Source organism: Serratia sp. B501, from assembly GCF_051172315.1.
Classification (GTDB): Bacteria; Pseudomonadota; Gammaproteobacteria; order Enterobacterales; family Enterobacteriaceae; genus Serratia; species Serratia ureilytica.
Genome location: NZ_JBPIZB010000003.1, coordinates 360,102 through 373,094 on the forward strand (window position 1 = coordinate 360,102; position 12,993 = coordinate 373,094).

Sequence of the window (12,993 nt, forward strand, 5' to 3'; positions counted from 1 at the left end):
GCGAATTCAGAAGGGGTATTGCGCGCTGAGCGGTTCGGCGATCGCGGCGCCGACGTTTTTCAGGCGGCACATCGTCGCGCTCTCATCGCTGCGCTGCACGAACAGGCAAGGTTCCCCTTCCCATTCGACGATCGCGCAGTCGACCTGAATCTCCTGCAACGACAGATTAAGCTGTTGCATCACCTGCCAGGCCTCGGCCCCTTCATGGCTGAGCAGCTTCAGTCCAATCAGGTTGTTATCCTCGTCTATTCCGTTAAACGGAATCGGTTCGACCTTTACGCCGGTGAAACCGGATAGCCAACGATAACTTTGCGGCAAGCGATGCACTACCGAAAGTTGGATACTCTCCACATGAAATCCCTAGTTTGAAAAGGTGAAACACTTTTACCTGACAGGGTTACTAAGTTATAGCCGTTGACTCCCGACTCTGCCGCGCACAAATGTTATTTAAATGTAAATTTTGCCGCAAGCCATTAACCTGACCCCGTGCTTGCCGATGCCGTGCCATTTTTTGGCGCGCCGTGCGGTGTTATTTCACGGCATTTTGCGACTCAGCTCGCATTTTTGCGTTATATGTAACCCTTTCCCGCAGCGATCTCAACTCTTTTTTCTTGCAATGCGACTACTTTTTCGTCGCCATATTTTTACATTGAAGAAACATTTCACCCGTCACGTTAGCGCGCCATCCCCTGCTAATGCCTTGATTTACATCAACCCTAATGCAAACCGCTCGCACCGACCCGCCGGCAAAACCCCACGCATACCGGAGGATATCGGGCAGTTCAGCGGCGGTATTTTTTAACAAAAAGCACACAGAAGGGTAAATGAGTCATTGATTAGCAGGCATATGTTTAGCAACAAAATTTTCATTGCCGGTTGCACCGCAAACTGGCAAGGCGCAACCCTGTGACGGCTCGGGGCAATTTCGCCCCGAGCCTGGAGAACGTCAGGCTGCGCGATCGCGCGGCCGGCTGGCGTACAGATAGAACAACACCGCCACAATGCTGCACAGCGCCATCGAGGTGACCATCGGCCAGGCGCTCTTGCCCGGCGCCATCGACAGCACCGCGCCCACCAGCGCGCCGATGCTGAAACGCAGCGTGCCGGCCAGGGAGGAAGCGGTGCCCGCCATATGCGGAAAATCATCCAGGATCACCGCCATGGCGTTGGAGGAGATCATCGCGATGCACCCCAGATAGACCGCTACGCCGATCACCAGCGCCCAAAAGCCCAGCCCGACGGCGCTCACCGCCAGCAGCCACAGCCCCATCGCCAGCTGCACCAGCAGCCCCAGTTTGAACATCTTGACCGCGCCGAATCGCCGCACGTTGCGGCTGTTGATCAGCGTCGTCAGGAACAGGAAGACGATATTCAGCGCAAAGTAGTAACCGAAGTGCTGCGGCGAAACATGGTTCAGTTCGATGTAGACAAACGGCCCGGCGCTGAGGAACGAGAACATGCCGGCGAACGAGAAGGCGCTGGCCAGCATGTAGCTCAGCACCCGCTTGTGGCGGAACAGCGAACCGAAATTGCCCAGCGTGGTGCGCAGGTGGAACCGCTGTCGCCGCTCTTTCGGCAACGTTTCCTTGATGAACAAGGCCACCAGCAGTGAACCGATCAGCGCCGCGGCGCCCATGGTCCAGAAGATGGCATGCCAGTTGAACCAAAGCAGCAGCGCCCCGCCGATCATCGGCGCCAGCAGCGGCGCAATGGTCATCACCAGAATGACGAACGACATCATGCGCGAGAACTCGTCCTTGGTGAACATGTCGCGCATCAAGGCGTTGATCACCACGCTGGCGGCGGCGGCGGCCAGGCCGTGCAAGAAACGTAATCCGATCAGCTGATCGATAGACTGCGCCATGGCGCAGGCGCAACCGGCGATGGCGAAGATCAGCGTTCCCCACAGGATCACCGGTTTGCGGCCGACGCTGTCCGACATCGGCCCATAGAACAGCTGCCCGAAGGCAAAGCCGAGCATATAGGCGCTGAGCGTCATCTGCACGCTGCCGGACTCGACGCCAAACTGGGCAGCGATCACCGGCATGCTGGGCAGGTACATGTCGATGGCCAGCGGCATCAGCATGGACAGCAGGCCCAGAATGAAAATCAAACCGAGATGAGAGGTTCGGTTCTGTTGCACGTTCCACGACTCCTTAATCGGCCGCAATCAATGATCGGTTATCAGTCCTGCAGGTGCGGCGCGCCCACGCTGGCGATCTCTTCTTCGGTCAGTGGGCGGTATTCGCCCGGCGCAAGATCGTCATCCAGCACGATGGCGCCGATGCGCTCACGGTGCAACTCGATCACCCGATTGCCGACCGCGGCAAACATCCGCTTCACCTGGTGGTAGCGCCCTTCGCTGATGGTCAGGCGCACCACATGCTCGTCAACCTGCTCCAGCGTCGCCGGCCGCGTCAGATCTTTCTCGTTGTGCAGTTGCACCCCTGCGGCGAAACGCTGCGCGGTGTCTTCCGCCAGCGGGTGCTCCAGCGTCACCAGATAGGTTTTCTCGCAGTGGTGGCGCGGCGAGGTGACGCGGTGCGACCACTGGCCATCGTCGGTCATCAGCACCAGCCCGGTGGTGTCGATATCCAGCCGCCCGGCGGCGTGCAGTTTGTACGCGACCGGCTCATCGAGAAAGTACAGCACCGTCGGATGATCGGGATCGTCGGTGGAGCAAACGTAGCCCTGCGGTTTGTTGAGCATGAAATAGCGCGGGCCGTTCTGCTGCTGCAGCGGATTGCCGTCGAACGCCACTTCTTGCTCCGGGGTCAGTTTGACAGCCCCGCTCTTCACCACCTCACCGTCTACGGTGACGCGTTTAGCCCGAAGTTCGCGCGCGACCAGCGCACGGCTGATGCCTAACTGCTGAGATAAAAACTTGTCCAATCGCATGGGATCTGCTTTGCCTGTCGTTGTTATGATCGCATTGATCGTATTGCCAAAATATGACGCCCGCCGTTGCATCGGGTGCAAATGGCAGGCTCAGGGGGGAAATCGCGTGGGGGCACAGCGATTGCTGTCACACGAGTATAGCGGCACAACGCGCTGCCCGACAGGGGTAATTTTCACGCTTCTCGCACCGTGCGCGCTCAGAAGGCATAATATAGACATTTCTCGGTCGCCCGGGGCGTAAAAATGTCAGCGTTTCTGTGGCAACAGCGCTGACAAACCTGTCCCCCGCGGCCCATTCCAACCTACGGCGTTCATTTATGGCCTTTACCCTACGCCCCTACCAACTGGAAGCGGTCGAAGCCACCATCAACCATTTCCGGCGGCATCCCGAGCCGGCGCTGATCGTGCTGCCGACCGGCGCCGGCAAAAGCCTGGTGATCGCCGAGCTGGCGAAGCGCGCCCGTGGGCGAGTGCTGGTGTTGGCGCACGTCAAGGAACTGGTGGCGCAAAACCACGCCAAATACTGCGCCTACGGCCTGGAGGCGGACATCTTCGCCGCCGGGCTGCAACAAAAAGAGAGCGCCGGCAAGGTGGTGTTCGGCAGCGTGCAGTCGGTGGCGCGCAACCTGCCGCTGTTCGACGGCGCCTTTTCGCTGCTGATCGTCGATGAATGCCATCGTATCAGCGACGACGACGACAGCCAGTACCAGAAAATCATCCAGCACCTGCAGAAAACCAACCCGCAATTGCGGCTGCTGGGGCTGACCGCCACGCCGTACCGGCTGGGTAAAGGCTGGATTTACCAGTACCACTACCACGGTTTCACCCGCGGCGACAGCGCCAGTCTGTTTCGCGACTGCATCTATGAGCTACCGCTGCGCTACATGATTAAACACGGTTTTCTGGTGCCGCCGGAGCGGCTGGATATGCCGATCGTGCAATACGACTTCAGCCGTCTGGAGGCCAGGAGCAACGGCCTGTTCAGCGAAGCGGACCTGAACCGAGAGTTGAAGCGGCAAAACCGCGTCACGCCGCACATCATCAGCCAGATTGTAGAGTACGCCGACGATCGCAAAGGCGTGATGATCTTCGCCGCCACCGTCGAGCACGCCCGCGAGATCCACGGCCTGCTGCCGAACGGCGAAGCCGCGCTGGTCAGCGCCGAAACGCCGCCCGCCGAGCGAGATGCGCTCATTGAGGCGTTCAAACAGCAGCATCTGCGCTATCTGGTCAACGTGGCGGTGTTAACCACCGGCTTCGACGCGCCGCACGTCGACCTGATCGCTATCCTGCGCCCCACCGAGTCCGTCAGCCTGTATCAGCAGATCGTCGGGCGCGGGCTGCGTTTGGCGCCCGACAAAAAGGATTGCCTGATCCTCGACTACGCCGGCAACCCGCACGATCTGTTTACGCCGGAGGTCGGCGTCAGCAAACCGCACGGCGACAGCCAGCCGGTGCAGGTGTTCTGCCCGGCCTGCGGTTTCGCCAACCTGTTCTGGGGCAAGTGTACCGAAAACGGCGACATCATCGAACACTACGGCCGCCGCTGCCAGGGCTGGCTGGAGGACGACGACGGCCACCGCGAACAGTGCGATTACCGCTTCCGGTTCAAGAGCTGCCCACACTGCGGCGCGGAGAACGACATCGCCGCGCGCCGTTGCCATCAGTGTCAGGAGGTGTTGGTCGATCCCGACGACATGCTGAAGGCGGCGCTGAAGCTGAAAGACGCGCTGGTGCTGCGCTGCGGCGGCATGGAGTTGCAAAGCGGCCGCGACGACAAGGGCGAATGGCTGAAGGCCACCTATTACGACGAGGACGGCACCAGCACCAGCGAGCGCTTCCGCCTGCAGACGCCGGCGCAGCGCAAAGCGTTCGAGATGCTGTTCCTGCGCCCGCACCAGCGTGCGCCGGGCGTGCCGTTCGCCTGGCACACCGCCGCCGACGTGCTGGCGCAACAGCAAGCGCTGCGCCATCCGGATTTCGTGGTGGCGCGCAAGCGCGGGCAGTTTTGGCAGGTGCGTGAGAAAGTGTTCGATTATCAAGGCCGTTTCCGCCGTGCCAATCAGTTGGCCTGAGCGAACGGCCCTCAATCTGGGCAGGTTTTCGTTGCCCTGCGGGCGGCTTTCCGTTAAAATGCCGCGCGCTTTACCTGGGCCTGCCCAGCGTTAAAGCGGAATTCCGAACTTGCTACTTGGGTCGCCTGTAGCAGGGTAAATTTTCTTTTAAGAGAAAAAACAATGTTCACTATCAATGCAGAAGTACGTAAAGACCAGGGTAAAGGTGCGAGCCGCCGCCTGCGTGCAGCAAACAAATTCCCAGCTATCGTTTACGGTGGCAAAGAAGCTGCAGTTTCCATCGAATTGGATCATGATTCTGTCAAGAACATGGAAGCTAAACCAGAATTCTACAGCGAAGCAGTAACTCTGGTTATCGACGGTAAAGAAACCAAAGTTAAGGTTCAGGCTGTACAGCGTCACCCGTTCAAGCCAAAACTGGCTCACATCGACTTCGTTCGCGTTTAATCGCTACGTTTTCGAACCTTTCGGGACGCCGAAATAAAGAACGCCGCAATTGCGGCGTTTTTTATTGTCTGCGATTCGGCAAGCTTACTTGCCGCTGCCGGTCCGGCGCTGCAGCTGATCGCGCAGGTTCGGCGGCGTGCCTCTGATGGTCAGCGTGTCGGTGGCCGCATCCCAGAAAATGCGCTCGCCCAGCAGCATGGCGTCGAAGTTCAGACTGATACCGCCGCCGCTGCCGGCGAATTTGGTCAGCTGGCGCAGCGTGCCGCGATCCGCCGGGAAGCTGTCTTCCAGCTGATAGCCTTGCTCGCTGGAGAACTGCATGAAGTCTTTCTCACCGACCGGCGACAGCTCCTGCGACAGCGCCTGCAGTTCGATCTCTTCGCCCGCCTGCAGCTGTTCGTTGCAGTAGCTGTACACCTGCTGGCGCACCGACTGGCGCTCATTCTTGTCCAGTTGCGCGTCGGCGCAGTAGTCGTCCACCGCCTGCAGCAGCCCGCGGTTTTGCGCCTTGGTGTCCAACCCTTCGGACGCCGCCAGGAAATCCATGAAGAAGTCGGCGACCTTACGGCCCACGCGCCCGCGCAGGAAGGTCAGATAGCGGGTCGATTCCGGGTTGGTTTCCCACTCGGTCAGATCGATACGCGCAACGATATCGGCGTTGTTGATGTCCAGATAGTGCGTAGTGTTGATATCCAGCTCTTCGTTGACGCGCATGCTGTTACGGCTGTTCAGCACCGCGATCAGCAGGTACTCGACCGCCAGATAACGGTATTGACCGAACAGCACCACGCCGCCTTCGGCGAATGGATACTTCGCCAGTTCGTCGCGCAGACGGCCGGTCGCCGCGCGGCTGAAGGCCAGAAAGTCCTTATCGTCCTTGCGGCAGGTGCGCAGCGCTTCCGCCAGCTCGCTGCCCTCGTTGAACAAGCCCAGGGCCTTGCTCTTGGCGCTGTAGACGCGATGCAGTTCCGCCATCATTTCTTCCACCGCCGCGTTGGTGGGAAGCAAGGAATCGCGCAGCACCACGTCCAGCGTTTGCTCGTCGCGTTTCACCAACTGGTGCAGAGCGATCTGGTCGATATCCAGACTCATGGTAAATCCTCCTGTTCTTTAGGCGCGTATTCAAACACTGAAGGCCCCGCCCTGCAATACTAAAAAACCGCGGCAAACCGGAAAGGCGCAGCGGTGAGCGGCCCCGTCGCGGGCGAACCCTTTACCGAATGACAGGAAGTGATAAAAGAGCGGAAAATCACTGTCCTATACGGTAAGATAGGGCACTTTGCAGATTACTAAGCGCAATTTTATGCCACAATCATCCCGTTACAGTGACGAACACGTTGAACAACTGCTCTCAGAGCTGGTCAATGTTCTGGAAAAACACCATACCCCCACCGATCTTTCCCTGATGGTGCTGGGCAATATGGTCACTAATTTGATCAACACCAGCGTTGCCCCCGCGCAGCGGAAAACCCTGGCGAGATCGTTCGCGGAAGCCCTGCAGGCTTCTGTCCGTGAAGATAAAGCGCATTAATATTTATTTATGGTGACAAACCGTCAGCGTTATCGTGAAAAAGTCTCCCAGATGATCAGCTGGGGGCACTGGTTCGCCTTATTCAACATCCTGCTCGCCCTTGGGCTGGGCAGCCGCTACCTGTTTGTCACCGATTGGCCCGCCTCGCTGCTGGGCCGGGTCTATGCCCTGGTCAGCCTGCTGGGGCATTTCAGCTTTATCGTGTTCGCCGGCTATTTGCTGGTGATCTTCCCGCTCACCTTCGTGGTGATGTCGCAGCGGCTGCTGCGATTTATTTCCGCCGCGCTGGCTACCGCCGGGCTCACGCTGTTGCTGGTCGACAGCGAGGTGTTCTCCCATTTCCACCTGCACCTCAATCCGGTGGTGTGGGATCTGGTGGTCAACCCGGATCAAAGCGAGCTGTCGCGCGACTGGCAGCTGATGTTTATCTGCGTGCCGGTGATCTTCCTGGTGGAGATGCTGTTCGGCACCTGGAGCTGGCAGAAACTGCGCAGCCTGAACCGCCGCCGTTTCGGCAAGCCGCTGGCGGCGCTGTTCATCAGCGCCTTTTTCGCCTCGCACCTGATTTACATCTGGGCCGACGCCAACTTCTATCGCCCGATCACCATGCAACGGGCCAACCTGCCGCTCTCGTACCCGATGACCGCGCGCAAGTTCCTCGAAAAACACGGCCTGCTCGATCAGCAAGAATATGAGCGCCGCCTGGTGCAGCAGGGCAATCCGGAAGCGGTGGCGGTGGAGTACCCGCTCAGCGATCTCAGCTACGGCGATAAGGGCAGCGGCTATAACCTGCTGATGATCGTGGTGGACGGCATTCGCGCCAAAGACGTGGCGCAGGATATGCCGACGCTGACGCGTTTCGCCCAGGAAAACGTGCGCTTCAGCGATCACTACAGCTCGGGCAACCACGCCGACACCGGGCTGTTCGGCCTATTCTACGGCATTTCCCCGACCTATCTGGACAGCGTGCTCGCCGGCCGCAAGCCGTCGGCGCTGATCAACGCGCTCGGCGAGCAGGGTTACCAACTGGGGCTGTTCTCGTCCGACGGCTTCAACGCCAGCCTGTACCGTCAGGCCCTGTTGACCGACTTCTCGCTGCCGACGCCGGCGCCGCAAAGCGACGCGCAAACCACGCAGCAATGGCAACGTTGGCTGACGGATCAGGGCGACAAAGAGCCGTGGTTCTCCTATATCAACTTCAGCGGCGCCGAGCCGGCTGAAGGCGCTAAAACTCCGACGTCGGCCGATTTTATCCAACGCTATCGCGCCGGCGCCCAAGACGTGGACGCCCAGATAGCCCAGGTGCTGGACACCCTGAAACAGCGCGGCCTGCTGGATAAAACCGTGGTGGTGATCACCGCCGAGCACGGCGTCGAGTTCAACGACAGCGGCAAAGGCCAATGGGGCGCCGGCACCGCCTTCAACCAGGCGCAGCTGCAAGTGCCGCTGGTGATCCACTGGCCGGGCACGCCGGCGCAGACCATCAACAAGCTGACCGGCCATAACGACGTGATGCGTACCTTGATGCAACGGTTGCTGCACGTGAAGACCGCGCCGAAAGACTATTCGCAGGGCGAAGACCTGTTTACCGCTCAGCGCCGCAACAACTGGATCGCCACCGGCGATGGCAACCAGCTGGTGATCACCACACCGACGCAGACGCTGATGCTGGACAACAGCGGCAACTATCGCGTCTACGATCAGAACGGCGATGAAATAAAAGACGAGAAACCGCAGCTTGCTCTGCTGTTGCAGGTGCTGACCGATGTAAAACGCTTTATCGCCAACTAACTGCTTAAAACTAAAGCAATCAAGTGGTAAGGCGCTTGCATAAACATCGAGAATCGGTAGTATGATTTTTTATAGCGTCGGCATGTAGCGCAGCCTGGTAGCGCACCGTCATGGGGTGTCGGGGGTCGGAGGTTCGAATCCTCTCATGCCGACCAAATTCAAGAAAACCTGCTGTTACAGCAGGTTTTTTTTCGTCTGCACACTGGGAGGATGAGAATCTCCGAAGGAGGTTTGAGCCGAGCGGAGTGAGACCACGTTGCTTTAGCGACGGCCCGCAGGGCGGGCATCGAAGATGCGTATAATCCTCTCATACCGACCAAATTCAAGAAAACCTGCTGTTGCAGCAGGTTTTTTTCATATGACGCTCACGCGGAAAGTGTGGCGATAGCCGCCGGAATCTCCTGGCGCACCGCCTTGCGTTTTGAACCGAAGAGAAAAGTACATTGCAGGCATGGCTACACCCTCTGAAGGGTCAACGAGGAGATGATGGAGAAAATGCAGGCCGCCAGCCAGGCGGAATTGGTGATTCAGCTGCAGGTTTTACCGCACGCCACGCAAGAGTGATCGCGTCATGCAAAATTCCGCGCCCCCCTCTTGCCAAGCGGCCCTCCTCAGGCCAGAATACTGTACATTAAATCAGTATTTACAGGTGAGTCATGTTTGTAGAATTGGTGTACGACAAACGCAACGTCGCTGGGCTACCCAACGCCGCCGAGATTATTCACAACGAGCTGGAAAAACGCGTGCACGTGCTGTTCCCGGAGGCGGAGGTGCGCGTGAAGCCGATGCAGGCCAACGGCCTGAACTCCGACGCCAGCAAAAGCGATCGTGAGAAGTTAAACCGAATGTTGGAAGAGATGTTCGAAGAAGCGGATCAGTGGCTGGTCACGGATATTTGACGGGGAAGAACGGTATTCGCAAGGAGAAGATTCCCACCCAGCGGGAACCCTGCATCGCAGAACGGGCAGTCGTTCTGCCCGAGCCTATAGGTGATAATGCCGACGCCGATGCAATAGGCGGCCAATAACCTGCTGCACCGGCATTATTTACCTGGCATCCACTTTATTTATGAAACCGAGTTGGTTTCCGATGACGCGTCATCGTTTGATACCAGCGCCTCCGGCGGCAATACTTCCACCTCTTCACGCACCGGCATGGCGAGACGCAGATCGATCCAGCGCCCTTCAGGGATATCCATCGCTTCGCCGGCCACAATCGTCGCGGTATCGATGTCAAAACGACGTTTGCTGATTTTCACCGTAATGACGCCGTCGTTATCGGTGGCGGTTTCCACAAAGCACAGGCGGTTGCCGTTCACGTCCTGCGGCACTTCGATAGTCCAGCCCTCCTTTGCCAGCCCCAGCGATCCATTCAGCTGATAAAGGCCGGTAGCGATTCGTTCCGCGCTCACCCCGGCCGCTTCGCCATTAACGGCGACATAGCCGGCCAAAGCAAAGCCGCCGTCCAGATAGTCCGCTTGCATATGCTGCGGCGCCGCGGACAATCTGGCGATCGGCGAGGCTTTCTTGATAAAGCCGTTGGCGTCAACGGTGGTGTTGGCTTCCGACCACATCCAAACCCAGGGGGTAAACGTAGCGCCATTCCAGCTGCGCACGGCAATTTTCCCCGATTGCGCCGCACTTACACCATAGCCGTAACAGGTTTGCACCGTCCGGTAACTGTCGTCGGTTCCCGCCTGCGTCACCGCCCACGATCGCGTATCGAGAAAGTGAGTGCCGACATCTTTGAAGGGATTGCCAATGGGATCTGTGCTCACATAACCCCGTCGGCTCTGCATTTGCGCATTGAAGTTGCCTTTGTTTGCGGCGGTAGCACCTTTACTCAAGCCCCAATCTTTCAGGTTTGCAATATCCGCGACGGTGGGTTGATCGGACGAGCTAAATAACCGCGACCAGGTGATAGCCGAAGGCAATGCGGTAGATGAACTCCCCACCCAAGCCTGCCGCGAAACCGATGTGGCAAAATACGCGCAAGATGGCCCGCCATCCACCGGCAGCGTTAATATGCCCCCGGACACGTTGCCCGGCCGATTGGCCGTCGCTACCGTGTAGCGCTGAATGGAGGATTTATTATCCTTCGCAAATGCATCCTCGGTATGAATTGGTCCGGTACCAAAACCACCGATAGCAGATTGGGCGACAGTAGCATAATCGGGTAACGCCTGGGATTGCGAAAACGAAACGCCCGTGCGCATATCAATTTTCATCACCCCGCTCGGTTCCACCGATTGCTTTACCGCCTTATGCTCCCAGCGCAAGCCGGCCGCGTTCGCGTAGGTGATTTGCTCAACCGTATACCAGCAGTTGATGGTGAAGGTATTCACTTTCACATAGATATCATAATTATCGCGACTGGATTCAATAACCTGAATATCCAAGATCGCCGTTCCGGTATCGTTAAGAAAGGTGCCGCCGATACGATTGGCCTTATTGGTCGTATCGCTGGCGCCAAGATTACCCGTTCTCAGCATCAGGCGTGACAGGCCGGCGTTATAAACAAATCCGTTATAGCCGTTCGAACCGTAGAAATTGAGCGCGATCCCGACACCATTTTGCCCTGCATTTTTAAACTGCCCCAACAGGAACCAAGTGGCGATATTGGTGTTGTTTTCCGGGAACTTGAACCGCACATTATCAAAGGCGGTCACCACCTGAGCGGCGCTCTTCGCCGCATTTTGCTCGCTGGTTTTCGCCGCCGCAGCGGAAGAAGATGCCTTGCCTGCGGAAGCGGCCGCCTCTGCACGCAAACGATCGACGGTTTGCACAATCTCCGGCGTGATATCGCTTTCCCCTGGCCGGCTCAGGAAATCATTGAGCGTGCCGGGCAAGGAATCGCTATACACCTCGATAGCCCCCACCCGTTCCGGCTGTGCGCCATAGACAGAGATGATAACCTCGTAAGCGCCCGGCTCCACGGATAGAGCGTATTTACCGCTGTCATCCGTCACCGATTGTGATTTAGCCAGGCTCAATACCGTTGACGAGGTTCTGACTGCGCGCAGGGTAATGGTTACGCCGGAACGAGGATCGCCATAAGGCCCTTTTAATACGCCGCTGATTAAAGTCATTGCACTTTCTCCATGAGTTCTTTGATTAATTCATCCTGGCGATCGATTCTATCCAGAGCCTGATTCAAGGCAGCCAAGGCCACATATCCCAACGTTGAATAATCGACGGATTTTACTCGAGTAACGGTTTCGCCATTTTGCAACTCTAAAGAACCACCTTCAGCAACAACCTGAGGAAGCTTCTTTTCAATTTCTTGTGCGATACCACCGATAAAGGGCTTGCCATCGCGCTTGCCGGTATAGAGTTTTAGACCACGAATGAGTGTTATGGGATCTTCAATTTCTTTTACTTCAGTTTTAATTCTAAGATCTGAGCCGGTCACCCAATTTCCAGTTAAGTTATTAAAGTCTCCGTTATTCTGTAGACGAACCTCATGCCAAACATTGGCATAATCCTTAAATGAAATCGCACCATAATCAGTTACACCAATTTCACGGCGACAAAACATTTGCATAGCTGTGACAACACCACCTGCAGTTGTCATAACCGATAGTAATGTCGGGCCATCTACAGTTCCGGTAGATCTAGTAAACGTCTTTTCAGCACGGACATTAGACGACCCCGTATCACCAGAGTTCAAATGAATCCCATTTCGCCCCATCATGGTATCATCAAATGTCGTTGACTTACGGAAGCGTGAATATCCCCCCACGTCAAGGTTTGCCGTTTGCCCTGTCACCAAAGAACCCTGTAAAGACAGTGAACCTTTAATTTCCTGGGCAGCGCTAATCGTCTTGTCTAATTTATTATTGAGTGAATCTGCAATATTATTCCAGGCTGGACCGGTATAGGTGCTGCCATCAGGGAGCGTTACCGTAATATTTCCGCTGCCGCTGAAGACCTGCTGCCAATTCTCTTTATCGGAATTCAACCCACGCAGGGCTTTCGCCGTCTCGGCAGCCAGCTGGGCAGTGATGGCGTTCATTGCATCGCGCGGTACAGCATTCCAGGCAACACCGACCTGAGTCGAGCCGTCATAGGCTTTAACCAGCGTTGCCTGCGTAGCATTATCAACGGTTTTAACCGGCAGCGTATAGGTTACGCCGCCGACCACGCTCACGATGAAATCACCGGCTTTCAGCTCGGTATTAAAGGCCGTTCCGGTACCTTTTACTATTGTGGAATTATTTGTTAGGGTGAGAGTGCCTGCTGGCATAAATAT

The 12,993-nt window shown here is 57.2% G+C and carries 11 protein-coding genes, 1 tRNA gene and 1 other RNA gene; 7 read left to right on the forward strand and 6 right to left on the reverse strand.

Going from position 1 to position 12,993, the window contains the following annotated elements:
• Window positions 1-6: 6 nt before the first annotated feature.
• The 3 genes from ACSBQV_RS12255 to rsuA all read right to left on the reverse strand — a co-directional run bounded on the left by ACSBQV_RS12255 (window position 7) and on the right by rsuA (window position 2,898).
• Window positions 7-351, reverse strand: coding sequence for a YejG family protein (locus tag ACSBQV_RS12255; protein ID WP_004935763.1), 345 nt, complete (start codon window positions 349-351; stop codon window positions 7-9).
• 595 nt (window positions 352-946) lie between these two features.
• Window positions 947-2,143 (reverse strand): Bcr/CflA family multidrug efflux MFS transporter, encoded by a 1,197-nt coding sequence (locus ACSBQV_RS12260; protein WP_099784187.1) that lies wholly within the window; start codon window positions 2,141-2,143, stop codon window positions 947-949.
• Window positions 2,144-2,184: 41 nt separating this feature from the next.
• Window positions 2,185-2,898, reverse strand: coding sequence for a 16S rRNA pseudouridine(516) synthase RsuA (gene rsuA / locus ACSBQV_RS12265; protein ID WP_033652527.1), 714 nt, complete (start codon window positions 2,896-2,898; stop codon window positions 2,185-2,187).
• A gap of 317 nt (window positions 2,899-3,215) precedes the next feature.
• Between rsuA and ACSBQV_RS12270 the strand changes: the two genes are divergently transcribed.
• A complete protein-coding gene (locus tag ACSBQV_RS12270) occupies window positions 3,216-4,973 on the forward strand; it encodes a DEAD/DEAH box helicase (RefSeq protein ID WP_099784189.1) in 1,758 nt (585 codons plus the stop codon).
• A gap of 162 nt (window positions 4,974-5,135) precedes the next feature.
• On the forward strand, window positions 5,136-5,420 hold the full coding sequence (gene rplY / locus ACSBQV_RS12275) for a 50S ribosomal protein L25 (RefSeq protein ID WP_004935776.1): 285 nt from the start codon (window positions 5,136-5,138) through the stop codon (window positions 5,418-5,420).
• Between the two features lie 84 nt (window positions 5,421-5,504).
• Here the strand turns inward: rplY and yejK are convergent, their stop codons facing one another.
• Window positions 5,505-6,512 (reverse strand): nucleoid-associated protein YejK, encoded by a 1,008-nt coding sequence (gene yejK, locus ACSBQV_RS12280; RefSeq protein WP_042785067.1) that lies wholly within the window; start codon window positions 6,510-6,512, stop codon window positions 5,505-5,507.
• 211 nt (window positions 6,513-6,723) lie between these two features.
• On the opposite strand from yejK, the gene ACSBQV_RS12285 reads away from it, so the two are divergent.
• From ACSBQV_RS12285 to ACSBQV_RS12305, 5 genes are all read left to right on the forward strand, one after another.
• Complete coding sequence (locus ACSBQV_RS12285) at window positions 6,724-6,951, forward strand: YejL family protein (RefSeq protein WP_004935782.1); 228 nt, start codon at window positions 6,724-6,726, stop codon at window positions 6,949-6,951.
• Between the two features lie 9 nt (window positions 6,952-6,960).
• Window positions 6,961-8,742: an LPS biosynthesis-modulating metalloenzyme YejM gene (yejM, locus tag ACSBQV_RS12290; protein WP_434991451.1), complete on the forward strand. Its 1,782-nt coding sequence runs from the start codon at window positions 6,961-6,963 to the stop codon at window positions 8,740-8,742.
• A 78-nt stretch (window positions 8,743-8,820) separates the two neighbouring features.
• A tRNA-Pro gene (locus ACSBQV_RS12295) sits at window positions 8,821-8,897 on the forward strand.
• A gap of 34 nt (window positions 8,898-8,931) precedes the next feature.
• Window positions 8,932-9,061: non-coding RNA, RtT sRNA (locus ACSBQV_RS12300), on the forward strand.
• 337 nt (window positions 9,062-9,398) lie between these two features.
• Window positions 9,399-9,641, forward strand: a complete 243-nt coding sequence (locus tag ACSBQV_RS12305; protein ID WP_099784193.1) for a DinI family protein — start codon at window positions 9,399-9,401, stop codon at window positions 9,639-9,641.
• 167 nt (window positions 9,642-9,808) lie between these two features.
• Here the strand turns inward: ACSBQV_RS12305 and ACSBQV_RS12310 are convergent, their stop codons facing one another.
• Window positions 9,809-11,830, reverse strand: coding sequence for a prophage tail fiber N-terminal domain-containing protein (locus tag ACSBQV_RS12310; protein WP_099784195.1), 2,022 nt, complete (start codon window positions 11,828-11,830; stop codon window positions 9,809-9,811).
• Window positions 11,827-12,987, reverse strand: coding sequence for a tail fiber domain-containing protein (locus ACSBQV_RS12315; RefSeq protein ID WP_042785073.1), 1,161 nt, complete (start codon window positions 12,985-12,987; stop codon window positions 11,827-11,829). Before ACSBQV_RS12315 ends, ACSBQV_RS12310 begins: the two co-directional genes overlap by 4 nt.
• Window positions 12,988-12,993: the final 6 nt, after the last annotated feature.

What these genes read in the sequence shown, in the direction of transcription:
- rsuA (WP_033652527.1), bottom strand. Translation starts at nt 2,898, where the DNA reads ATGCGATTGGACAAGTTTTTATCTCAGCAGTTAGGCATCAGCCGTGCG.
- ACSBQV_RS12270 (WP_099784189.1), top strand. Translation starts at nt 3,216, where the DNA reads ATGGCCTTTACCCTACGCCCCTACCAACTGGAAGCGGTCGAAGCCACC.
- rplY (WP_004935776.1), top strand. Translation starts at nt 5,136, where the DNA reads ATGTTCACTATCAATGCAGAAGTACGTAAAGACCAGGGTAAAGGTGCG.
- yejK (WP_042785067.1), bottom strand. Translation starts at nt 6,512, where the DNA reads ATGAGTCTGGATATCGACCAGATCGCTCTGCACCAGTTGGTGAAACGC.
- ACSBQV_RS12285 (WP_004935782.1), top strand. Translation starts at nt 6,724, where the DNA reads ATGCCACAATCATCCCGTTACAGTGACGAACACGTTGAACAACTGCTC.
- yejM (WP_434991451.1), top strand. Translation starts at nt 6,961, where the DNA reads ATGGTGACAAACCGTCAGCGTTATCGTGAAAAAGTCTCCCAGATGATC.
- ACSBQV_RS12305 (WP_099784193.1), top strand. Translation starts at nt 9,399, where the DNA reads ATGTTTGTAGAATTGGTGTACGACAAACGCAACGTCGCTGGGCTACCC.
- ACSBQV_RS12310 (WP_099784195.1), bottom strand. Translation starts at nt 11,830, where the DNA reads ATGACTTTAATCAGCGGCGTATTAAAAGGGCCTTATGGCGATCCTCGT.
- ACSBQV_RS12315 (WP_042785073.1), bottom strand. Translation starts at nt 12,987, where the DNA reads ATGCCAGCAGGCACTCTCACCCTAACAAATAATTCCACAATAGTAAAA.